We start from the raw sequence: 22,465 nt of genomic DNA, 5'->3' as shown, positions 1-22,465 counted from the left end.
TCGAGGCGCTTCCTACAAAGCGGCCTAATTCTACTGGAATGCGGCATTAAAGTTAAGCAGAGCGACGGCCTCTGTGCAGGGTGAAGTGGCCTAGACAAAGGGCTAACATAGCCGCCGTGGCAATGAATGAGTGAAGTGGCGGTATGAGTGTCGAGCGGGTCAAAACACCGTGTGTGGGGTTGTGTTCAACGGTGTATGGCGATCTGGTGTGTCGTGGCTGTAAGCGCTTCCACCACGAGGTGGTGGGCTGGAATGGCTATGACGACGTCGCGCGGCTGGCGGTGTGGCGGCGCTTAGAGACTTTATTAGTGCAGGTGGTTAGCGCGCGCTTGCAAGTTTTTGATCTGCCGCTGCTGAAACAACAACTGCATATTCGCAGCATGCTGCCCAAAGACAGCGACAACCCGTATTACTTGGCTTACCGTCTGATTCAGCGCGGAGCGGGGCAGATCACCCAATTGGATCAGTACGGTGTGGTGGTCACGGCGGCGTTTCGCGAATATTCGTTGCCAGCTCTGCGCGATGCGATTGAGCATGAGTATTTCGTGCTTTCGGAAGCGCATTACCAGCGTTATATCCAGCCTGGGCTGTTTTAAGCCCGCAATAAAACCTCGACGCATTAACACTTCGCGGGCTCGTTCGTGACTGGTCGTAGCCGCTCGCTGAAGGCCAAGGCATGATGGCCACTGGTTATTGAAGTGTTGCTGCGCTTATGTCGAATGCCAATTCGCCCGCCTATTTAGAGTACTGCGCGCACAGCGTGGTCGGTTTAGTGCGCGAGCATAATGAAGATGCGTTGTTGTCGGTGCCCGAGCTTGGCTTGTGGGCCGTGGCCGATGGCATGGGCGGTTACCAAAAAGGTGAGCTAGCCAGTGCGCTCGTGCTGCAAAGCCTAGAAAGCGCATTGCGCGCCGGGCACAGCTTGGAGCAAGCCATCCAACAAGCTAACGCGTGGGTGCTGGAACAAGCGCAAGGTCATGCTGATCGCGTTGGTATGGGCTCGACCGTGGTGGCGGTGGTTTTTCAGGGTTACCACTACGAGCTGGCGTGGGTGGGCGATAGTCGCGCCTATGCCTGTGATGCCAATGGGCTGCGCCAACTCAGTCGTGACCACAGCTGGGTGCAGGCGATGCTGGATGCCGGACAGCTGGCACCTGAGCAGGCGCGCAGTCACCCGCGGCGACACGTGATTACCCAATGCCTGGGTCGCGAGGCTGGACCGTTGGATGTCGGGGTTTACCGTGGCGAATTAGCCGCCGGTGAAAGCCTGCTGCTGTGCAGTGATGGTTTAAGTGCTGAGGTTGACGATGCGGCTTTAGCGCAGCTCTGTCAGAATCGCGCGCCGCTTGAGAGCCAAGTGCTGCAACTGATCGCCGCGGCAGAAGCCGCCGGCGGGCATGACAATATTTCTTGTGTACTGATTGCAAGGCCGCACGCCGCACCGACTGAGCCCGCCCAGCGCGCTTGGTGGTTGCGCTGGCTGCCGCGGGGACGAGGTTAAGGTGGCGATGAGCGACGTGCTGATCGAGATTCCTGGGTATCAAGTGCATGGCCGCTTGGGTAAAGGCGGCATGGCGGAAGTCTATTTGGCGACCCAGTTGTCACTTAAACGCAAAGTGGCGATCAAGGTGTTGCTCAAGGCCGACGCCGAGTTTAGCGAGCGCTTTGTGCGCGAAGGGCATATTTTGGCCTCGCTGCACCACCCGGCCATTATCACCATTTACGACATCGGCCAGTTAAGCGATGGGCGGCATTTCATTGCTATGGAATTTGTCGCTGGCGGCGATTTGACTCAGTTTAAAGGGCAAATGTTGGCGCCGGCGCGTGCGCTGGAAATACTGCGCCAATTGGCCAGTGGCCTGCGCGTTGTGCATGAGCGTGGCTTGGTACATCGCGATATCAAGCCGGCGAATATTTTATTTCGCGCTGACGGCAGTGCGGTGATCAGTGATTTTGGTATCGCCAAAGAGCTGGCCGTGGACAGCGAGCTGACGCAGTTTGGCATTGCCGTTGGCAGCCCTGCCTACATCAGTCCAGAACAAGCGCGCGGCGAGCAGATTGATGCGCGCTGTGACTTGTACAGCTTGGGCGTGATCTGGCTAGAAATGCTCACGGGCAATAACCCCTTTCGTGGCGATAACTACACGCAAACGGTGCTTAAACATGTGCAGTTGCCGGTACCGCGCTTGTCGGATGGGCTGGCGCTGTATCAGCCGTTACTGGATGCGCTGTTGGCAAAAGACCCGGCGCAGCGCTTGGACAGTGCCGCCACGCTACTGGGCCGCCTAAGCGCCTTAGTAGACGATGACGAAGCGTTGGAGGCCACACAGCTGCGCCCAGCGTTGCCGCTGGATGTGTCACAACAGGCCGCTGTGTCGCGCGCTCACGCCTCATCGGGCACGGCGCCACAGGCGTCGGCGACAGCGCAGACGCCATCACAACAACCGCGCAGCGTATTGGGCTGGACCCTGCTGACGTTAGGCGGCGGTTTGCTGATTGCGGTGTTGGGTTTGTTATGGCTGCGTTCGGTAAAAATGGATCAGCACTTGGCGCAAGCCGAGACGTATCTGGCGCTGGGTCAGCTTATCTCGCCCAAGGGTGAAAACGCACAAGCGAGCTTTAACGCGGTGTTGCGCTTAGACAGCGATAATACGGCCGCGCTGGCAGGGCTTGAGCGGGTCAAGCAGGCGCGGGTCGCGGAGCTATTGGTGCTGGCCGAGCAGCGTCTGAGTGAGGGGCAATTGCGCACCCCTGAGCAAGACAATGCCGAGCATTACTTTGAGCAAGCCTTGCTACTCATTCCCGAGCACCCCGAGGCCAGCCAAGGCTTGCTGCGGGTGCAGCAAGCCTATATTGCGCTGTTGTTGCAGCAGGGCCAGCAGCGTCTGCAGCAAGATCAGCTGCTCAAACCTGAGCACGACAGTGCGGTGTACTACTTTAATCAGGTGTTAACCCAAGCGCCGGATAATGCGCCGGCACAATCAGGCTTGCAGCAGGTGGCGCAGCGTTATGCCCAGAAGGCGCGTAGTGCCTACCAGCAATTGAACTTTCCTGCGGCGCTGGCCTTTATCGAGGCGGGATTAAGCGTAGAGCCGTTGAATGAAGATTTGCTGCGTCTTAAGCGCGAGCACCAAAGCTTGCTCAAGGGCGCGCGTGCGGCAAAGCAAAGTCGTCAACAGGAGGCTCGCCCGGCGCCTAATACGGCCCCCAATGCCAGTACTCCTGAGTCCAGCAATCCGTTACGCCGGTTGTGGAATCGAGTGTTTGATTAAGCCGCACGCATTGGCGTGACGGTCATCCATCTCTTTTGTTGTGAGGTTATGTGTCACCATGTTGAAACTGCATTTTTGTGACCAGTCCCAGCCTGAACGCTGGCTAACCGAAGACAGCCTGACCTTAGGCAGCGCGGCGGATGCAGCCTTGCGGGTACAAGGCGGTGGGGTCAGTGCGGAGCATGCGCGTATCGAGCAGGAAGGTGGCCATTATTACCTGAGCGATTGCGGTAGCGAAAAAGGCACCTACGTTAACGGCGAGCGCATTGGCAGTCGCTATCAGCTGCGCGCGGGTGATGTGTTGCGCTTAGGCATGGTGGAACTGGCGCTGAGTGATCCGAATAAGCGCGAACAACCGATCAAGCAGCCCGCTTTGTGGAGTCTGCAAGTGATGAAGGGAGCCGAGCAGGGCAAGAAGTTCCCGCTCAAAGGCTCACTTACCTTTGGTCGCTCGGTAAAGTGCGACATGAGCTTTGATGATCCGCAGTTGTCGCGTCGGCATGCGGAGTTTTTCCTGCGTGACGGGCTGTTGGAAGTGAAAGACTTGGGTTCAGCGAACGGCATTTTGCTCAACCAAAAAAAGGTCGCGACGGCGGCGCTGCAATCCGGTGACTTGGTGCAGATGGGTGAAGTGCTGCTGTTGGTCATTGGGCCCAAGACGCAAGCGCAGCAGGCGGTGGATGAAGATGCCACGCTGTTTATGAAGGCGTCCGAGCTGCCCAAGCCGATTGCTAAGCCGGTCACGGCAGGGCGCGTCGAAGTGGCGCAGCCTCAAACAGTCGCAGAGCCTCAGGCGGGCTTGCCATTGTTGCCGCTCGTCTTGGCGGTGGTGGGTGTCGGCGCACTGCTCGCGTGGTGGCTGCTGGCGGCCTAACGTGTAATGCGTAATAAAAAAGCCCCACCTCAGCGTTGCTGGGGTGGGGCTTTTGCTTGGCGGGTCAGACTCAGCTGTTGCCGGCCAACAAGGTTTCCAGATGCTCCATCACATCTTCGGGCTTAAGCACCAAGATGTCGGTTTCCAGCGCGTCCAACACCACTTCGGCGGTGTTGCCAATCAGGGCGCCGGCGATGCCTGAGCGCGCCACCGTCCCCATGACGGTGACGCTAGCGCCTAAGTCGTGGGCAATTTTCGGGATCAGCGCATCGGCTGGGCCTTCCGCTAAGTGCAGCTGGCCTTCGTTCAGCTGGTGCTCTTGCATAAACCCTTTGCAAGCGTCGCGGTAGCGCGCTTCGATGGTTTCTTGCAGCTGGAAGGTGGGATCAGCGGCTGACAGCATGGGCGCCGGGTAGGCGGTGAAAACATGCACTTGGCCTTGGGCCAGGCCGGCAATGTCGACCGCGTGTTTTACCAAGCTGGCGTGCATGGTTTTGTGTTCGCTGTCGCTGTTGCCAACGTCGACGGCAGCGAGGATTTTGCCGCCGGTCCACGGAGCTTCGGTTTTGACCATCAAGACCGGGGCTGGACAGTGACGCAGCAGCTTCCAGTCTTCCGGGGTGAGCAGGGCTTTTTTCAGTGGGTTGTCCGGCAGATGTTGCTTAACCACCAAGCCACAGCCTTCGGCTTGCTGAGCCATGATGATGGTTTCGTGCTCGCTCTTATGCCAAGCGGTTTGCGCGCTAACGCTAAAGCCATCAGCGGCAAGGCCTGCACTTAAACCCGCCAGAAAGCTGTCTTGTGGCTCTTTGCTGCAGGCTAATAGGTGGAGGTGCGATTTAGTGACGTTAGCAATCAGCTGTGCGCGCTTGAGGGCTAAGCCGTCGGATAGTTTGGCGTCAACTACCACCAGAATGCTGCGAATAGCTTGCATAAGTGTCTCCCGGGATCGTTTTAGTTATCACTGCAAGTAATGTAGCCCGACTGCATTCTGGGCCGTTGACGTATATCAACTCGATGTGTGGCGCAGAAAATCTGGCCTCTTATAATGTGCCGCTTGTGCTCAAGCCTGCCACAACTTAGTCGCGAAGGCGAAGGGGCGTTGCGCCAAATAATGCGTGATTGAAAAGGTAATTGGATGAACGCACCGAGCGAAATACTCGCACCGATATTGCAGTTTTTGGGCGGCTTGGCCACACCGAAGGTTTGGATTGAGCGTGCCTTGCAAGAGCAAGAGACGCTGCTACTCGATCATCGGGTCTTGGAATACAAGGCCGCGCAAAGCGCTTTAAGCCTGTTGGGGCGGCATATCAATCGCCCAGAGCTCACGGCAAAAATGTCACGACTGGTGCGCGAGGAGTTAGTGCACTTTGAGCAAGTGACGCGCCTGATAAAAAAACGCGGTATCGCCTTGAAGGGCTTAAGCGCTTCGCGTTACGCGGCCGGCTTGCGTCAGCTGGTGCGCGCGCAGGAGCCGCACAAGCTGATCGACACGCTTATCGCGGGGGCTTTTATCGAGGCGCGCTCGTGCGAGCGCTTTGCAGCGCTGGTGCCGTATTTGGATGCGGATTTGGCCAAGTTCTATGCCGGTCTATTAGAAAGCGAAGGACGGCACTTTCTCGGTTACATCGAGTTGGCGCGCCTGTACGGCGGTGAGGATGACGTTGAGGCACGTATCGAGCTGTTTCGTGCTGAAGAAAACCGCTTGATCGCCAGCCCAGATGAGCAATTTCGCTTTCACAGCGGCGTGCCGGTCACCCTTTAAAGCGCTTGTTGCTGCAAGGTGAGCGCGTCGTTGTGTGCTTCGAGGTACCACAGGTGTTGATCCCAATCGCCGAGCACAATCCGCTCGGCACTGGCGTTAGGCAGTGTTAGCGGGTGCCGCGCCGGGCGATGCGTGTGGCCGTGGATCATGCGCGTGCAGCCATATTGTTGCAGGTAGGCGGTCACCGCGCTGGGGGTGACATCCATGATCGCCGCCGCCTTCATTTGCGTGCTGTTTTTGCTTTGGTTGCGCAGCTTGCGCGCCAACTGTTGGCGTTTGCTTAATGGCAAGTGTCGCAGCAGCCACAGGCTGACGGGGTTGCGCAGCAAACGGCGCATTTTTTGATAGCCAAGGTCTTCGGTGCACAACAGGTCGCCATGGGTGAGCAGGGTGCGCTCGCCGGCGAGGGTGATCACCGTTGGATCGGCCAGCAAGGTGGCGCCGGCTTGGCGGCAAAAAGCCTTGCCCAGCATAAAGTCGCGATTGCCGTGCATCAGATAAATCACAGTGCCGACGGCACTTAGCGCCTTCAGCCGTGTTGCGATGTCGCGCTGAAAAGGCGCTTGGGCGTCGTCGCCGATCCACACTTCAAAGAAGTCGCCCAAGATGTACAGCGCGGCGCAGCCTTGGGCTTCTTGGTCGAGAAAGCGCAGAAACGCCCGGGTGATATCCGGGCGCTCGGCTTCTAAGTGCAGGTCGGAAATAAAGAGTGTGCGCACTCGTTACTCGACGATCTCAGCCCGCTCGATGACCACGTCTTCGACGGGCACGTCTTGGTGGCCCATACGACCGGTGGTGGCCACTTGCTTGATGCTGTTGACCACGTCCATGCCTTCGACCACTTCGGCAAACACGGCGTAGCCCCAGCCTTGGGTGTTCTTGCCCGAGTGGTTGAGGAAATCGTTGTCGGCGACGTTGATGAAAAACTGTGCGCTGGCAGAGTGCGGATCAGAAGTGCGCGCCATGGCCAAGGTGCCAACTTTGTTGCTTAAGCCGTTGTCAGCCTCGTTTTCAATCGGTGCGCGGGTGCTTTTTTGCTGCATGCCTTGAGCAAAGCCGCCGCCTTGGATCATGAAGTTATTGATCACGCGGTGAAACACGGTGCCGTCGTAATGCCCGCTGGCGACGTACTCTTTGAAGTTGGCGCAGGTCTTGGGGGCTTTGTCTTCAAACAGGTTGATGGCGATAACGCCGTAGTTGGTGTGCAGCTTGATCATGCGTAAATGCTCGTCAATAAGGGAATCGGGTCGGCCCTGTCAGGGAGTTGGCCGGTTCGGGTATGATACGGCCTTTGATTTTTCCGGCCTACCCCGGCCGCATAGCACAGCGAACAAGCATTTATGAGCAAGCCTGAAACGCCCGCCGCCGCTAACTTTTTGCGCACCATCGTGCAGGATGATCTGGAGAGTGGCAAACACGCCAAGATTGTCACGCGCTTTCCGCCTGAGCCTAACGGCTATCTGCACATTGGTCATGCCAAGTCGATTTGTCTGAACTTTGGCTTAGCGCAAGAGTTTGGCGGTCAGTGTCATTTGCGCTTTGATGACACCAATCCGGCCAAGGAAGATCAGGAATACATCGATGCCATCAAGAGCGATGTGCGGTGGCTGGGCTTTCAGTGGGCGGGCGAGGCGCGTTATGCCTCCAACTACTTTGAGCAGTTGCACGCCTGGGCGCTTGAGCTGATCAAAGCCGGTAAGGCGTTTGTCTGCGACTTAAATGGCGAAGAAATGCGTGCCTACCGTGGCAGCTTGACGGAGCCGGGCAAAAACAGCCCGTTCCGTGAGCGCAGCGTTGAAGAGAACCTCGACCTGTTTGCGCGCATGAAAGCCGGTGAGTTCGCCGATGGCACGCGCTCGCTCAGGGCCAAGATTGATATGGCTTCGCCCAACATCAATTTGCGCGACCCGATTCTGTACCGCATTCGTCATGCCCATCACCACCAGACCGGTGACAAGTGGTGCATCTACCCCAGCTACGACTTTACCCACGGTCAGTCGGATGCGCTGGAAGGCATCACCCACTCCATTTGTACGCTGGAGTTCGAAGACCATCGCCCGCTGTACGAGTGGTTCTTGGCCAACTTGCCGGTGCCGGCGCAACCGCGTCAGTACGAATTTGCCCGTCTTAACCTGAACTACACCATCACCAGTAAGCGCAAGCTCAAGCAATTAGTGGATGAGCAGCACGTTAGCGGTTGGGATGACCCGCGCATGTCGACGCTGTCGGGCTACCGCCGCCGTGGTTATACCCCCGCTTCGATTCGCACCTTCTGCGACATGATCGGCGTTAACCGCGCCGGTGGCGTGGTGGATATCGGCATGCTTGAGTTCGCCATTCGTGACGACCTCGATGCCAACGCACCGCGCGCCATGTGCGTGCTGAAACCGCTGAAAGTGGTGATCAGCAATTACCCCGAAGGCCAAGTCGAGAATCTGCAGCTGCCCTGCCACCCCAAGCAAGACATGGGCGTGCGTGAGCTGCCGTTCTCACGTGAGATTTACATCGACGCCAGCGACTTTGAAGAAGTGCCGCCAGCAGGCTTTAAGCGCCTAGTCCCCGGTGGCGAAGTGCGCCTGCGTGGCAGCTACGTGATTCGCGCCGACGAGGCGATCAAAGATGCCGACGGCAACATTGTTGAATTGCGTTGCAGCTACGACGAAAACACCTTGGGTAAGAACCCCGAGGGCCGCAAGGTCAAGGGTGTGATTCATTGGGTGCCGGCCGCGGAGAGCGTCGAGTGCGAAGTGCGCTTGTACGACCGCTTGTTCAAGTCGGCCAACCCAGAAAAAGCCGAAGGCGATGCCGAGGGCAACTTCCTCGATAACATCAATCCAGAGTCCTTGGTGGTGCTCAGCGGTTGCCGCGCCGAGCCATCCTTGGCCAAGGCGGTGGCGGAAGACCGCTTCCAGTTTGAGCGCGAAGGCTACTTCTGCGTCGACTCAAAAGACTCTAAGCCCGGCGCGCCGGTGTTTAACCGCACCGTCACCCTGCGCGATTCATGGGGGCAGTGATGGCACTGACGATCTACAGCACGTTAAGCAAAACCAAAGAAGCGCTAAAGCCGCTCGAAGGTAACCACGTGCGCCTGTACGTGTGCGGCATGACGGTGTACGACTTCTGCCACATTGGCCATGCCCGTGTGATGGTGGCCTTTGACGTGGTCACCCGCTGGCTGCGCGCGCGCGGCTATGACGTGACCTACGTGCGTAATATCACCGACATCGACGACAAGATCATCAAGCGGGCCAATGAGAATGGTGAGCCGTTCGAAGCACTGGTCGAGCGCATGATCGCCGCCATGCATGAAGACGAAGCACGCCTTAACGTGTTGCGCCCAGATATCGAGCCGCGCGCCACCGCGCACATCGATGGCATGCACACGATGATCCAGACCCTGATCGACAAAGGCTTTGCCTACGCTGCCAGCAATGGCGATGTGTACTACCGCGTGGCCAAGTTTGTGGGCTACGGCAAGCTGTCGCGGCGCAAGATCGAAGACTTAAAGATCGGTGCGCGCATCGAGGTCGATGAGTCCAAAGAAGATCCGCTGGATTTTGTCCTGTGGAAAGCCGCCAAGCCCGGTGAGCCAAGTTGGGCTTCACCGTGGGGGCAGGGGCGTCCCGGTTGGCACATCGAGTGCTCGGTGATGTCCACCTGCTGCTTGGGCGATACCTTTGATATTCACGGCGGCGGCCCGGACTTGGTGTTCCCCCACCACGAAAACGAAATCGCTCAGAGCGAAGCGGCCACCGGCAAGCAGTACGCCAATGCGTGGATGCACGCCGGCGCGGTGCGCGTGGATGGCGAGAAGATGTCCAAGAGCTTGGGCAACTTCTTCACCATCCGCGAAGTGCTGGAAAAGTATCACCCCGAAGTGGTGCGCTACCTGTTGGTATCCAGCCACTACCGCAGCCCAATCAACTACGCCGAAGACAGCTTGAAAGAAGCTAAGTCGGCGCTGGAGCGCTTCTACAACGCCCTTAAAGGTTTGCCCGACGTCGCCCCCACTGGCGGCGAGGCGTATGCCGAGCGTTTTGCCGCGGCGATGGACGATGACTTCAACAGCCCCGAGGCCTGTGCGGTGCTGTTTGAGCTGGCACGTGAAGTCAACCGCTTGCGCGACAGTGATCCGCAAGCGGCGGCTGGCTTGGCGGCACGTTTAAAGGCACTGGCTGAGGTGCTCGGCGTGCTGCAACTGGCGCCGGAAGAGTTCCTCCAAGCCGGTGCTGCCGGCAAAGTCGATGCTGCCGAAGTCGACGCCTTGATCGCGGCGCGCTTACAAGCGCGTGCCGATAAGAACTGGGCCGAAAGCGACCGCATCCGCGATCAACTCACCGCCATGGGCGTGGTGTTGGAAGATGCCAAAGGCGGCACCACGTGGCGCTTGGCTGACTAGTCAGCGTTGGTAGATTAGGCGCGTTAGAAAAGCCCAGCAGACCTCGCGTTTGCTGGGCTTTTGCGTGTCTGGGAGACGGCCTTATTCCTTAAGACCTTGCTCGCGCAGGCGTTTGTACAGGGTGTTGCGGCTGACGCCAAGTTGCCGTGCCAGCGCGGAGACATTGCCTTCACAGGCAACTAATTGCTCGGCCAGCTGTGCTTCTGTATCGAGTGCGCTAACACGGGATGGCGGCGTGATTGCGCTCGGGCTGGTCGCCGCGCCGCAGCGTTGACTGGCTGGCAGATCGGCAAAAAAGTCATCCGGTAAATGTTCAGGCTTAATCGGCCGATCATCGGCCATGGCCAGCGCAATCTGCATCACGCTGCTGAGCTGGCGCAGGTTGCCGGGCCACGGATGTTGTTGGAATAGCGCAAGCACCTCTTGGCTTAAACCGGCCTGTTGCTGTGGTTCGCGGTGATGTAGCCAGATGCGCTGAAACATGGCCAAGCGGTCGCTGCGCTCGCGCAAGGGCGGCAGTTCGAGGTTTAGGCCGCTGATGCGGTAGTACAGGTCTTGGCGGAACAGTTGTTGCTCTACGTCTAAGCGCAGTGGGCGGTTGGTGGCCGAGATCAGGCGGATATCCACTGGGTACAACTCGCTACTGCCCAGCGGTTGCACGCAGCGCTCTTGCAGTACCCGCAGCAGGCGCGCTTGCACGCGCAGCGGCATGTCGCCGACCTCATCCAAAAACAACGTGCCTTTGTGGGCCTTGCGGATGAGCCCGACGCTGCCTTTTTGGTTGGCGCCGGTGAAGGCCCCTTTTTCATAGCCAAATAACTCGGACTCGACCAGCTCGGCGGGAATGGCGGCGCAATTCACCGCCACTAGGTTTTGCTTGGCGCGCGAGCTGGCGTGGTGCAGCGCTTTGACGAACACCTCTTTACCGACCCCGGTTTCACCTTGCACCAGAATGGGAATGTCTTTTTCCAGCAGGCGCACGGCTTGGCGTACGGCCTTGTCGACGCGTGGATCGCCTAGGTTGATGGCTTCGAGGGTGAGTAGTGCTGGCGCGCTTGCCGGCTCAGGCTTGGCTTCGGCAGCCACGGCGGTGCTGCGAAAGTCACGCGCTTTGATCGGTGGCGGGGTTTGCGGGTGCTCAAGGCGGGCATGAAAACGAAAGCGGCCTTGCGCACGCAGGGTAAAGGACAGGCCGTCGGGCTGATTGAGCAGGCGGGTCAGCGGTATATCAAACAGCTTGTCCAAGCTTAAGCGGGTGAGCTGGATGCCGAGCAAACTGTCGGCGCGCCGGTTGGCGGAGACGATAAAGCCGTCCTCATCAAAGATCAGCAGCCCCGACCACGGGCTTTCGAGGTTGTTCAGGCTGGTGTTAAAGGTCAGTTGAAAGTAGCGCTGACGGAATAAATTGAGGATCAGGCGGTTTTCCACCGACTGACTCATCATCTTCACCATGCCCAAGGTGTGGGCTGGCGGCAGGTAACTGTCGCTGGAGACATCCAGCACCGCGATCATCTCGCGTTGTTCGTTGAAAATCGGTGACGCCGAGCCGGTCATAAAGCGGTTGGCTTTAAGAAAGTGCTCGTCGTGCTGAATGTGCACGGCGTGCCCGCAAGATAGCGCGGTGCCGATGGCATTGGTGCCGGTGCCGCGCTCAAGCCAGTTGGCGCCGGGTGTAAAGCCGGCAGCGTAGGACGGCTCAATAAAGCGCTGATCGCCCCACGATTGCAGCAGTTGGCCTTGGTTGTCCGCCAGCATGATCAAGCATTTGGAGTTGGCCAAGATGTTGCCGTAGTAGGGCAGTACTTCTTGCTGGGTGGTTTGCACCAAGGCGTGTTGGCTGTCGAGCAGCTCGGACACAGCGCTCTTGCCGGGCAGACCAAAATGCGGGTGGCTGTTGTGGTCTAGGCCAAACGCACGGCAGCGTGACCAAGAATCTTGGATGACCGCTTCGTGAGAGGCGGCGGGTGTGGTCTCAGTCATGGGAGTCCCTTGCCGGTTCCGCAGTTATTGTTATGGCGGTGTGCTGACTGCTTGCACTGTGCACAGGGTGGTGTTCAGGGTTGTTCAGTGTCAACCGGCGCGGGTGTTCAGTTGTTCAAAACGAACAGCTGTGGTGAGGATGTGCGATGACGGCTAACAGGTGGCGTTGTTTTTAAAGTGCTTATAAAACAATGGATTGTTGATTTGTTGCAGTGATATGGCAGGGCTTGGCATGGCCTTGGCAAGGCGGGATATCAATGCGCTGATGCGCAAGGCATAAACAATAATAAGGGCCTGCTATGTCACTGACCCTCGAGCACGTCAGCCGTGTCGTGGACAACCAGCTGTATATCGATGATGCGTGTTTAACCTTCGAGCCTGGCTCGTTCAATGTGCTGTTGGGGCGTACGTTAGCGGGTAAAACCAGCCTGATGCGCTTGATGGCAGGGTTGGATCGACCGACCTCAGGGCGTGTGTTAATGAGCGGCGCGGATGTCACGGGTGTGCCCGTGCGCCAGCGCAATGTGTCGATGGTGTATCAGCAGTTCATCAACTACCCGACCATGACGGTGTTCGACAACATCGCCTCGCCGCTGCGCCAAGCGCGGATGGCCGCCGATGAGATTGAACAACGCGTGCGTGACACCGCGCGCATGCTGCATATCGAACCCTTGTTGGCGCGTTACCCACTGGAGCTGTCTGGCGGACAGCAACAGCGCACGGCGATGGCGCGCGCGCTAGTCAAGGACGCGGATCTGGTGTTGTTTGACGAGCCCTTGGTTAACTTGGACTACAAGCTGCGTGAAGAGCTGCGCCAAGAGATGCGCGAGCTGTTCAAAACCCGCCACACCATTGCTGTGTACGCCACCACCGAACCCAATGAGGCGCTGGCGCTGGGCGGCACCACCACCGTGCTGCACGAAGGGCGCGTGATTCAAAGCGGTAAAACCGCCGAGGTCTATCACCGTCCGCAGCAAGTGCTGGCGGCAGAGTTGTTTTCTGAGCCGCCGATTAACCTCCTGCATGGCCAGATCAGCGAGACCGAGGTCAGCTTCAGCGATGCGGTGCACTTTCCGCTGAATAACGATCTGCAAGAGCTGCCGATGGGGACTTATCGTTTTGGGGTGCGGCCCAGTCATATCGGCTTGGTGCCCTCCAATGATGATGATCTGGAGCTGGCCGTGCAGGTGGATTTGGCCGAGATCAGCGGCTCGGAAACCTTCTTGCATGTGCGCAACGAGCATTTTGCTTTGGTGCTGCACCTGCCAGGCGTGCATGAGTACGCCGTTGACAGCCACATCCTGATCTATATCCCCACGCACAAATTATTCGCATTTGCCGAGTCGGGGCAGTTGGTGCAAGCGCCCAGTCGCCGTGTCGGGAGGATTGCCTAATGGCTGAGATTCGTTTGCACAACCTAGCGCACAGCTACAGTGCCCAGCCCAAGGGGGCGGATGATTACGCGATTCGCGCCATGACCCACGTGTGGCAGCAGGGCGGTGCCTATGCCTTGCTGGGGCCTTCGGGCTGTGGCAAGTCGACGTTGCTGAATATTATTTCGGGCTTGCTGCAGCCCTCCGAAGGCGAGGTGCAGTTTGATGGTCAGGTGGTTAATCAGTTGACCCCGCAAGAGCGCAATATTGCTCAGGTTTTTCAGTTTCCCGTGGTGTACGACACCATGACGGTGTTCGATAACTTGGCGTTTCCGCTGCGTAATCAAGGCATGGACGAGCCGCGCATCCTCAGCAAGGTGCACGAGATTGCCGAGGTGCTCGAACTGCACCCGCTGCTCAAGAAAAAAGCCAGCAACCTGACCGCCGACGAAAAGCAAAAAGTCTCCATGGGGCGCGGCCTGGTGCGCGATGACGTGTCGGCGATCTTGTTTGATGAGCCGCTCACCGTGATCGATCCACACCTGAAGTGGAAGCTGCGGCGCAAGCTCAAGCAGATCCACGAGCAGTTCAACATCACCATGGTTTACGTCACCCACGACCAGCTGGAGGCCTCAACCTTCGCTGACAAAATCGCGGTGATGTACGGCGGGCAAATTGTCCAGTTCGGCACCCCGCGTGAGCTGTTCGAACGGCCGCGCCACACCTTTGTCGGTTACTTCATTGGTAGTCCCGGGATGAACCTGATCGACGTCACCGTGTGTGCCGGCGGCGTGCGTTTTGCCAACACCGAAGTGCCGTTGTCGGCAGCGCTCAATGCGCGGCTGGCACAGTGCGGTGCGCGGCGTTTGCAGTTGGGGATTCGACCTGAGTTTGTGCATGTCTGGGAGGGGCCTGCCGATGGCGCGCTGTGTGCCCAGCTTGAGCATGTTGAGGATCTGGGGACTTACAAAATCCTCACCCTGACGTTGGATGGCCAGCCCCTCAAGGTGCGCCTGCAAGAAGATCAAGCCGTGCCGCAACACACGGTTTACCTGAGCTTCCCCAGTCAGTGGTTGATGCTCTACGCCGATGACTATCTGCTGGAGGTCGACGCATGAATAAGGTGCATAACAATAAAGCGTGGTGGCTGGTGCTGCCGGTGTTCTTGCTGGTCGCCTTCAGCGCCATCGTGCCGATGATGACGGTGGTGAACTATTCGGTGCAGGACATCTTTGATGCCTCCACACGGTTTTTTGTCGGTACCGATTGGTACAAGCAGGTGCTGCAAGACACGCGCTTGCATGACTCATTGCTGCGCCAGTTTGTTTTTTCTAGCTGCGTGCTGCTGATTGAGATTCCGCTGGGGATTGCCATTGCCTTGAGCATGCCGACGCAAGGGCGCTGGACCTCGGTGTGCCTGATTGTGCTGGCGATTCCGCTGCTGATTCCATGGAACGTGGTCGGCACGATTTGGCAGATTTTCGGTCGCGCCGATATTGGCTTGCTCGGCTGGAGCCTGAATGCGCTGGGGGTGGACTACAACTACGCCTCCAACACGATGGATGCGTGGGTCACGGTGTTGGTGATGGATGTCTGGCACTGGACTTCGCTGGTGGCACTGCTGTGTTACTCCGGTTTGCGCGCTATCCCCGATGTCTATTACCAAGCGGCGCGCATCGACCGTGCATCGCCGTGGGCGGTGTTTCGCCATATTCAGTTGCCGAAGATGAAAAGCGTGCTGCTGATCGCCGTGCTGCTGCGCTTTATGGACAGCTTCATGATCTACACCGAACCCTTTGTGCTGACCGGCGGCGGGCCGGGCAATGCCACCACCTTTTTAAGCCAAACCCTGACGCAAATGGCGGTCGGGCAGTTCGACTTAGGGCCGGCGGCGGCGTTCTCGCTGGTGTACTTCCTGATCATCCTGCTGGTGTCGTGGCTGTTCTATACCGCCATGACCCACGCTGACCAGAATCGTTGAGGGGCTTATGAATACGCGTAAACGGGTGGTGTTGGCGCTGTTTGTGGTGTTCTTGCTGGTGCCGATTTATTGGCTGCTGAACATGTCGTTTAAGAGCAATACCGAGATCCTCGGTGGGCTGACGTTATGGCCGCAAGACTTCACCTTGGCGAACTATCAGGTGATCTTTACCGATCCCAGTTGGTATTCGGGGTACATCAACTCGCTGTACTACGTGAGCTTGAACACGCTGATCTCGTTGTTGGTGGCCTTGCCTGCAGCGTATGCGTTTTCGCGGTACCGCTTCTTGGGCGACAAGCACTTGTTTTTTTGGCTGTTGACCAATCGGATGGCACCGCCGGCGGTGTTTTTGCTGCCGTTCTTTCAGCTGTATTCCTCCATCGGCTTGTTCGATACCCACATTGCGGTGGCACTGGCGCATTGCTTGTTCAGCGTGCCGTTGGCGGTGTGGATTTTGGAAGGCTTCATCTCGGGCGTGCCGAAAGAAATCGACGAAACCGCCTATATCGATGGCTACAGCTTCCCCAAATTCTTCGTGAAGATTTTTATCCCCTTGATTGGCTCGGGCATCGGCGTCACCGCGTTTTTCTGCTTCATGTTCTCGTGGGTTGAGCTGCTGTTGGCGCGCACGCTGACGTCGGTTAATGCCAAGCCGATTGCCGCGGTGATGACCCGCACGGTGTCGGCCTCCGGCATTGACTGGGGCGTGTTAGCCGCTGCCGGTGTGCTGACTATTTTGCCCGGCGTGTTGGTGATTTGGTTTGTTCGTAACCACGTGGCTAAGGGCTTTGCCCTTGGCCGAGTTTGAGGAGCAGCACATGGAATGGATGGCTTGGACTTTGCCCACCGCCGCGTTCTTTATCAGCATCGCGGTGCTGCTGGTGGTGATGACGGTATGGGAAGTGCGGTCACCGTGTGTGGAGCGGCGCGGCTTTTTGCCAATCGTCACCACGCGCGGGGATCGCTTGTTTATTGGCCTTTTGGGCAGCGCGTACCTGCATCTGATGGTGCTAGGCCTGACCACTTGGCCGATCTGGATCGCCTCAGTACTGGCACTGGTTTGGCTGGTGGCAGTACTGCGTTGGGGCTAGTGCGGTACCCGCGTTTGGGGTGTAAGGCGACAGCGTTGTCGGTAGCGGGTGTGCTGGCGGCGTTTAATCAACACTAAGGAGAGCTCGATGTTTAACAAAAACAACAAAAGGCAGCAGAGCCGAGCATTGGCGGCGTTTATCGCGCTGGCCAGTGTCAGCGGTGCGGTATGGGCAGATGCGTATGAAGAGGCTGCGAAAAAGTGGATTGGCGCCGAGTTTGCGCCATCTACCTTGACCAGCGAACAACAGCTGGAAGAGTTGAAGTGGTTTATTAAGGCGGCTGAACCGTTTCGCGGGATGGAAATTAACGTCGCCTCCGAAACCATCGCCACTCATGAGTACGAAGCCAAAGTACTGGCCAAAGCCTTCACCGAAATCACCGGCATCAAGCTCAATCACGACTTGATCCAAGAAGGTGACGTGGTGGAAAAGCTGCAGACGCAAATGCAGTCTGACAAGAACATCTATGACGGCTACATCAATGACTCGGATTTGATCGGTACGCACTTTCGCTACGGCAAAGTGGTGCCCATCAGCGACATGATCGCCGGTGACGGTAAGGACTACACCTTGCCGACCCTGGATCTGCCGGACTTTATCGGCTTGTCGTTTACCACCGGCCCCGATGGCAAGCTGTATCAGCTGCCCGATCAGCAGTTCGCCAACCTGTATTGGTTTCGCGCGGACTGGTTTGAGCGCCCTGAGCTGAAAGCCAAGTTCAAAGAGTTGTACGGCTATGAGCTGGGCGTGCCGGTTAACTGGTCGGCCTATGAAGACATCGCCGAATTCTTCTCTGAAAAGGTCAAAGAAATCGACGGCCAGCGTATTTACGGCCACATGGATTACGGCAAGAAAGATCCGTCACTGGGTTGGCGCTTTACCGATGCCTGGTTCTCCATGGCTGGCGCTGGCGACAAAGGCTTGCCTAACGGCTTGCCGGTGGATGAGTGGGGTATTCGTGTTGAAGGTTGTAGCCCCGTAGGCTCAAGCGTTGCCCGTGGTGGTGACACTAATGGCCCGGCTGCGGTGTACGCGACCACCAAGTATGTGGATTGGATGCGCCAGTACGCGCCGCCAGAAGCGCAAGGGATGACTTTCTCTGAGGCAGGTCCCGTACCGGCGCAGGGCAACATTGCCCAGCAAATCTTCTGGTATACCGCCTTCACCGCTGACATGACCAAAGCCGGTTTGCCGGTGGTAAATGAAGACGGCTCGCCGAAGTGGCGTATGGCGCCATCGCCCAAAGGCCCGTACTGGGAAGAAGGGATGAAGCTTGGCTACCAAGACACCGGTTCGTGGACATTCTTGAAATCCACCCCGCAAAAGCAGCGTTTGGCCGCTTGGCTGTATGCGCAGTTTGTGGTGTCAAAAACCGTGTCGCTGAAGAAGACGCTCGTGGGCCTGACGCCGATTCGTGCTTCTGACATCAACTCGCAAGCAATGACCGATGCCGCGCCTAAATTGGGTGGTTTGGTTGAGTTCTACCGCAGTCCAGCCCGCGTGCAGTGGACGCCCACGGGCACCAACGTGCCGGACTATCCACGGTTGGCACAGCTGTGGTGGCAGTTCATCGCCGAAGCGGCCAGTGGAGATAAAACCCCGCAGCAAGCGTTGGATGGCTTAGCTGCAGCTCAAGATAAGATGCTGTCGCGTATTGAGCGTTCAGCGGTACAGGGCGAGTGTGGGCCGAAACTGAACGAACCGCGTGATCCGCAGTATTGGTTCGATCAGCCGGGTGCGCCCAAGCCTAAATTGGCTGATGAAAAGCCCAAAGGCGAAACCATCGGTTACCAAGACTTGTTGAAGTCATGGGAGCAGGCTGCGCAGTAATCGGTGCAACCATAAAAAGCCGCGCTCACTTTTTACAGTGGCGCGGCTTTTTTGTGCCTGCGTGGCGGCGGGTAGCGCTTAAGGGTGTAAGCGCTCGGCGGCGTACAGGGTGTTCTCCAGCAGGCATGCGCGCGTCATCGGGCCCACACCGCCAGGCACGGGGGTGATGAATGCGGCATGCTCAGCAGCAACGGCAAAATCCACGTCACCGACCAAACGGCCGTCTTCCAGGCGATTGATGCCAACGTCGATCACAATAGCGCCAGGCTTGATCCACTCACCTTTAACCAGTCCGGGTTTGCCCACGGCAACCACCACCAAGTCAGCATTGCGTACGTGGCTTTCTAAATCGCGGGTGAAACGATGGGTGACGGTGGTGGTGCAGCCGGCGAGCAGCAACTCCAAAGCCATGGGGCGACCAACAATATTGGAGGCGCCGACAATTACGGCGTGCAGCCCATGCAAATCGACCTTGGTGGTTTCCAGTAGCGTCATGATGCCTTTGGGTGTGCAAGGGCGCAGTAACGGCATGCGTTGCGACAGGCGGCCAACGTTATAGGGGTGGAAGCCGTCGACATCTTTGTCAGGACGAATACGCTCCAGCAGCTGCGAGGCATCTAGATGCTCAGGCAGTGGCAGTTGCACCAAAATACCGTCGATCGCGGCATCGCTGTTGAGCTGATCAATCAAGGCCAGTAGTTCGGCTTGTTTGGTGCTGGCGGGCAGGTCGAAGGCACGCGAAACAAAGCCGACTTCTTCGCAGTCTTTGCGTTTGTGGCTGACGTACACCTGCGAGGCGGGGTCGCTGCCGACCAAGATAACGGCCAGGCCGGGCGCGCGTTGGCCTTGGCTGCGGCGCTCTTTAACGCGTTCGGCGATAGTGAGGCGAAGGTCAGCGGCGATTTGTTTGCCGTCGATAAGCGTGGCGGTCATGGGGGCCTGCATAACAGAGTAAGGAAGATGACGGCTATTTTCGCATTGGTAGGCGTGCGGGCCAAGGCTGATCCCGCTTTTGCATGTAACTGATTGCGCAGGCTGAATTTTTTTATTTTTTTCGTTGACGACCCTAGGGGCGCTGAGTATGATTCGCCCCGCTTGCCGAACGCTGCTTGCGGCGAGGTAAGAAGGCGGTGCAAACCGGCCTTGCGGCGGTTTAAGTTGGGCTGCAAAGTCTGACAAGCCAAACCAAGCGCCCGTAGCTCAGCTGGATAGAGCATCCGCCTTCTAAGCGGATGGTCGCAGGTTCGAGTCCTGCCGGGTGCGCCATTTGGCCGCTGGGTATAGCAAGCAAGTTGTAAAAATATGGTGGGCGTAGCTCAGCTGGTAGAGCACAGGATTGTGGCTCCTGTGGTCGTGGGTTCGATTCCCATCGTCCACCCCATATTTAAAAACGCCAAGCCACTGGCTTGGCGTTTTGCTTTAAGACCACTTGCGGAAGTGGTGGAATTGGTAGACACACTGGATTTAGGTTCCAGCGCCGCGAGGCGTGAGAGTTCGAGTCTCTCCTTCCGCACCATTATTTAAGTCGAGTTCGATGAGTCAGTGGCAGTAAAGCGCGGCTTGTTAACCACTTAAAAGTAAGTAAGCAGCTGCGTTAGTTTGACTCAACGCTGCGCAGCAAAAAGGCAGCCAAGAGCTGCCTTTTTGCGTTTTACCGCTCTGGCTTTGTGCAAAACAGGTTATGTGGTGCGGCTTTGGGCTGCTTTAGCGTGCCGGTTGATGTTGCGGCTGTCGCCAGTGGCGTGACTTATACAGTTACCCGAACTAGAATGCCCGCCTTGGTTTAGGGGCGGTGTGCCCTTTTGTATCTGTTGGTGAGGATGATTCATGCAAGTTTCCATTGAAGCCACCTCTGGCCTCGAGCGTCGTATGACCATCGGCGTACCTGCCGAGCGTATTGAAAAAGAAGTGGACAAGCGTCTGCAGCAGACCGCCCGTCGCGTTAAGGTTCCGGGCTTCCGTCCGGGCAAAGTGCCGATGAATGTGGTGCGCCAGCGTTACGAAGACTCCGCTCGTCAAGAAGTGTTGGGTGATGTAATCCAGTCTTCTTTCTACGAAGCCGTTGTGCAGGAAAAACTGAATCCTGCCGGCTCGCCTTCAGTAGAGCCAAAAGTATTCGAAAAGGGTAAAGACCTCGAGTACATCGCTACTTTCGAAGTATTCCCAGAAATCGACGTGGCCGGCTTTGAAAGCATCGAAGTTGAGCGCCTGCAAGCGGATGTCGCTGATGCAGACCTCGATAACATGCTGGAAGTGCTGCGCAAGCAAAACATCAGCTACACCGCCGTAGAGCGCTCAGCGCAAACGGATGACCAGTTGGTGATCGACTTTGTTGGTAAGAAAGACGGCGAAGCCTTTGCTGGCGGCAGTGCTAAAGGCACGCAGCTGGTGCTGGGTAGCGGTCGCATGATTCCAGGCTTTGAAGATGGCTTGGTCGGTGCGAAGGCGGGTGAAGAGCGTGTGCTTAACCTGACTTTCCCTGAGGACTACCAGAACAAGGATCTGGCCGGTCAGGCGACTGAGTTCACCGTAACGGTCAATGCCGTACAAGAGCCAACCCTGCCTGAGTTGAACGAAGAGTTCTTCTCTCAGTTTGGTATCAGCGAAGGCGGTGAAGCCGGCTTCCGCGAAGAAGTCCGCAAGAACATGCAGCGCGAACTCAAACAGGCGATCAAGACCAAGGTTAAGAGCCAGGTCATGGACGGTTTGCTGGCCGCTAATGCGATTGAAGTGCCGAAGGCTGCGATTGAGTCTGAAGTTAATCGTCTGCGTCAGCAGGCTGTGCAGCAGTTCGGTGGCGGCCTTAAGGCTGATCAACTGCCGGCTGAGCTGTTCGAAGAGCAAGCCAAGCGTCGTGTTAGCTTGGGCTTGATCGTGGCTGAAGTGGTCAAGAAGTTTGATCTCAAGCCCAACGAAGAGCGCGTTAAAGCGATGATCGAAGAGCTGGCCGGTGCTTACCAAGAGCCCGAGCAAGTTGTTAGCTGGTACTACAAGAACGACCAGCAGCTGAACGAAGTGCGTTCGGTTGTTTTGGAAGAACAAGTTGTAGATACTGTGCTCGAGAAGGCCAAGGTGACCGACAAACAGGTCTCCTACGAGGAGGCGGTCAAGGCCGCTGGAGCCCAGCAGGAATAAGCTGCGCTCAACCTCTAGCACGTGCACATAAGCCAGCCTTCGGGCTGGCTTATGTTTTTCTGAATTAAGGAGTGATGCCAGGTATGTCTCTGATCAATAGCGGCAATTTTCCCCCAGTCATCGAAGCTGCCGGTGGCCTGGTGCCCATGGTGGTCGAGCAGACCGCTCGGGGTGAGCGCTCATACGACATTTATTCGCGTCTGCTGAAAGAGCGGGTGATCTTCCTGGTTGGGCAGGTTGAGGACTACATGGCCAACCTCGTGGTGGCTCAGCTGTTGTTCCTTGAAGCAGAAAACCCCGACAAAGATATTCACCTGTACATCAACTCGCCTGGCGGTTCGGTGACGGCGGGTATGTCGATTTACGACACCATGCAATTTATTAAGCCAGACGTGTCGACTATCTGTATTGGTCAAGCCTGCAGCATGGGCGCCTTGTTGTTGGCCGGTGGCGCGAAAGACAAGCGTTATGGTTTGCCACACTCGCGCATGATGATTCACCAGCCGCTGGGTGGTTTCCAAGGCCAAGCGTCAGATATCGAGATTCACGCGCGTGAAATCCTCACGATTCGTGAGCGCTTGAACAAGATTTTGGCCGATCATTGTGGTCAGCCGATTGACGTGATCGCACGCGATACCGATCGCGACAACTTTATGAGCGGTGATGAAGCGGTGAAGTACGGGCTGATCGACAAGGTATTGTCGCGCCGTGAGATGCCGGTTTAAGGCTATTGATAGGATTGATTGCCTAATCTAAGTGCAAGCG

At 57.4% G+C, this 22,465-nt stretch carries 20 protein-coding genes and 3 tRNA genes; 18 read left to right on the top strand and 5 right to left on the bottom strand.

Going from position 1 to position 22,465, the window contains the following annotated elements:
- Window positions 1–143: 143 nt before the first annotated feature.
- From MKI83_RS02040 to MKI83_RS02025, 4 genes are all read left to right on the top strand, one after another.
- Window positions 144–596, top strand: coding sequence for a DUF1289 domain-containing protein (locus tag MKI83_RS02040; protein ID WP_241583034.1), 453 nt, complete (start codon window positions 144–146; stop codon window positions 594–596).
- Window positions 597–712: 116 nt separating this feature from the next.
- Window positions 713–1,501 carry a PP2C family protein-serine/threonine phosphatase gene (locus MKI83_RS02035; RefSeq protein ID WP_241583033.1) on the top strand — a complete coding sequence of 263 codons (789 nt, stop codon included), beginning with the start codon at window positions 713–715 and terminating at the stop codon, window positions 1,499–1,501.
- 7 nt (window positions 1,502–1,508) lie between these two features.
- A complete protein-coding gene (locus MKI83_RS02030; RefSeq protein ID WP_241583032.1) occupies window positions 1,509–3,272 on the top strand; it encodes a serine/threonine-protein kinase in 1,764 nt (587 codons plus the stop codon).
- 58 nt (window positions 3,273–3,330) lie between these two features.
- Window positions 3,331–4,146 (top strand): FHA domain-containing protein, encoded by an 816-nt coding sequence (locus MKI83_RS02025; protein ID WP_241583031.1) that lies wholly within the window; start codon window positions 3,331–3,333, stop codon window positions 4,144–4,146.
- Window positions 4,147–4,216: 70 nt separating this feature from the next.
- On the opposite strand, the gene MKI83_RS02020 is transcribed toward MKI83_RS02025, so the two are convergent.
- Complete coding sequence (locus tag MKI83_RS02020) at window positions 4,217–5,080, bottom strand: universal stress protein (protein WP_241583030.1); 864 nt, start codon at window positions 5,078–5,080, stop codon at window positions 4,217–4,219.
- A gap of 204 nt (window positions 5,081–5,284) precedes the next feature.
- Between MKI83_RS02020 and MKI83_RS02015 the strand changes: the two genes are divergently transcribed.
- Window positions 5,285–5,911, top strand: coding sequence for a MiaE family protein (locus MKI83_RS02015; protein WP_241583029.1), 627 nt, complete (start codon window positions 5,285–5,287; stop codon window positions 5,909–5,911).
- Here the strand turns inward: MKI83_RS02015 and MKI83_RS02010 are convergent.
- Together MKI83_RS02010 and MKI83_RS02005 are read right to left on the bottom strand one after the other, a co-directional pair.
- Window positions 5,908–6,630, bottom strand: a complete 723-nt coding sequence (locus MKI83_RS02010; protein ID WP_241583028.1) for a UDP-2,3-diacylglucosamine diphosphatase — start codon at window positions 6,628–6,630, stop codon at window positions 5,908–5,910. The genes MKI83_RS02015 and MKI83_RS02010 overlap by 4 nt on opposite strands.
- 3 nt (window positions 6,631–6,633) lie before the next feature.
- Window positions 6,634–7,128, bottom strand: a complete 495-nt coding sequence (locus tag MKI83_RS02005) for a peptidylprolyl isomerase (RefSeq protein ID WP_241583027.1) — start codon at window positions 7,126–7,128, stop codon at window positions 6,634–6,636.
- A 123-nt stretch (window positions 7,129–7,251) separates the two neighbouring features.
- Between MKI83_RS02005 and MKI83_RS02000 the strand changes: the two genes are divergently transcribed.
- Together MKI83_RS02000 and cysS are read left to right on the top strand one after the other, a co-directional pair.
- Window positions 7,252–8,925 (top strand): glutamine--tRNA ligase/YqeY domain fusion protein, encoded by a 1,674-nt coding sequence (locus tag MKI83_RS02000; protein WP_241583026.1) that lies wholly within the window; start codon window positions 7,252–7,254, stop codon window positions 8,923–8,925.
- Window positions 8,925–10,310, top strand: a complete 1,386-nt coding sequence (gene cysS, locus MKI83_RS01995; protein ID WP_241583025.1) for a cysteine--tRNA ligase — start codon at window positions 8,925–8,927, stop codon at window positions 10,308–10,310. The genes MKI83_RS02000 and cysS overlap by 1 nt, the downstream gene beginning before the upstream one ends.
- An 81-nt stretch (window positions 10,311–10,391) precedes the next feature.
- On the opposite strand, the gene MKI83_RS01990 is transcribed toward cysS, so the two are convergent.
- Entirely contained in the window at window positions 10,392–12,290 is a 1,899-nt protein-coding gene (locus MKI83_RS01990; protein WP_241583024.1) for a sigma-54-dependent Fis family transcriptional regulator, read from the bottom strand.
- Window positions 12,291–12,589: 299 nt separating this feature from the next.
- On the opposite strand from MKI83_RS01990, the gene MKI83_RS01985 reads away from it, so the two are divergent.
- The 6 genes from MKI83_RS01985 (at window position 12,590) to MKI83_RS01960 (ending at window position 18,565) form a co-directional block, all read left to right on the top strand.
- Window positions 12,590–13,684, top strand: a complete 1,095-nt coding sequence (locus MKI83_RS01985) for an ABC transporter ATP-binding protein (RefSeq protein WP_241583023.1) — start codon at window positions 12,590–12,592, stop codon at window positions 13,682–13,684.
- A complete protein-coding gene (locus tag MKI83_RS01980; protein ID WP_241583022.1) occupies window positions 13,684–14,781 on the top strand; it encodes an ABC transporter ATP-binding protein in 1,098 nt (365 codons plus the stop codon). Before MKI83_RS01985 ends, MKI83_RS01980 begins: the two co-directional genes overlap by 1 nt.
- Window positions 14,778–15,644 (top strand): carbohydrate ABC transporter permease, encoded by an 867-nt coding sequence (locus MKI83_RS01975; protein WP_241583021.1) that lies wholly within the window; start codon window positions 14,778–14,780, stop codon window positions 15,642–15,644. Before MKI83_RS01980 ends, MKI83_RS01975 begins: the two co-directional genes overlap by 4 nt.
- A 7-nt stretch (window positions 15,645–15,651) precedes the next feature.
- Window positions 15,652–16,452: a carbohydrate ABC transporter permease gene (locus tag MKI83_RS01970; RefSeq protein ID WP_241583020.1), complete on the top strand. Its 801-nt coding sequence runs from the start codon at window positions 15,652–15,654 to the stop codon at window positions 16,450–16,452.
- Between the two features lie 10 nt (window positions 16,453–16,462).
- Window positions 16,463–16,735, top strand: coding sequence for a DUF2160 domain-containing protein (locus MKI83_RS01965; protein ID WP_241583019.1), 273 nt, complete (start codon window positions 16,463–16,465; stop codon window positions 16,733–16,735).
- 87 nt (window positions 16,736–16,822) lie between these two features.
- Complete coding sequence (locus MKI83_RS01960; RefSeq protein WP_241583018.1) at window positions 16,823–18,565, top strand: ABC transporter substrate-binding protein; 1,743 nt, start codon at window positions 16,823–16,825, stop codon at window positions 18,563–18,565.
- A gap of 78 nt (window positions 18,566–18,643) precedes the next feature.
- On the opposite strand, the gene folD is transcribed toward MKI83_RS01960, so the two are convergent.
- Window positions 18,644–19,498 (bottom strand): bifunctional methylenetetrahydrofolate dehydrogenase/methenyltetrahydrofolate cyclohydrolase FolD, encoded by an 855-nt coding sequence (gene folD / locus MKI83_RS01955; protein ID WP_241583016.1) that lies wholly within the window; start codon window positions 19,496–19,498, stop codon window positions 18,644–18,646.
- Between the two features lie 256 nt (window positions 19,499–19,754).
- Here folD and MKI83_RS01950 point away from each other — a divergent pair.
- From MKI83_RS01950 to clpP, 5 genes are all read left to right on the top strand, one after another.
- Window positions 19,755–19,831, top strand: a tRNA-Arg gene (locus MKI83_RS01950).
- A gap of 39 nt (window positions 19,832–19,870) precedes the next feature.
- Window positions 19,871–19,946, top strand: a tRNA-His gene (locus tag MKI83_RS01945).
- Window positions 19,947–19,996: 50 nt separating this feature from the next.
- A tRNA-Leu gene (locus MKI83_RS01940) sits at window positions 19,997–20,081 on the top strand.
- A gap of 311 nt (window positions 20,082–20,392) precedes the next feature.
- A complete protein-coding gene (gene tig / locus MKI83_RS01935; RefSeq protein WP_241583014.1) occupies window positions 20,393–21,700 on the top strand; it encodes a trigger factor in 1,308 nt (435 codons plus the stop codon).
- Between the two features lie 83 nt (window positions 21,701–21,783).
- Complete coding sequence (gene clpP / locus MKI83_RS01930; protein ID WP_241583013.1) at window positions 21,784–22,425, top strand: ATP-dependent Clp endopeptidase proteolytic subunit ClpP; 642 nt, start codon at window positions 21,784–21,786, stop codon at window positions 22,423–22,425.
- The last annotated feature ends 40 nt before the right edge of the window (window positions 22,426–22,465 follow it).

This window comes from Atopomonas sediminilitoris, assembly GCF_022601735.1.
GTDB lineage: Bacteria > Pseudomonadota > Gammaproteobacteria > Pseudomonadales > Pseudomonadaceae > Atopomonas > Atopomonas sediminilitoris.
Note: the sequence above shows the minus strand (reverse complement) of the source record. Positions and strands in the feature narration are given on the sequence as shown.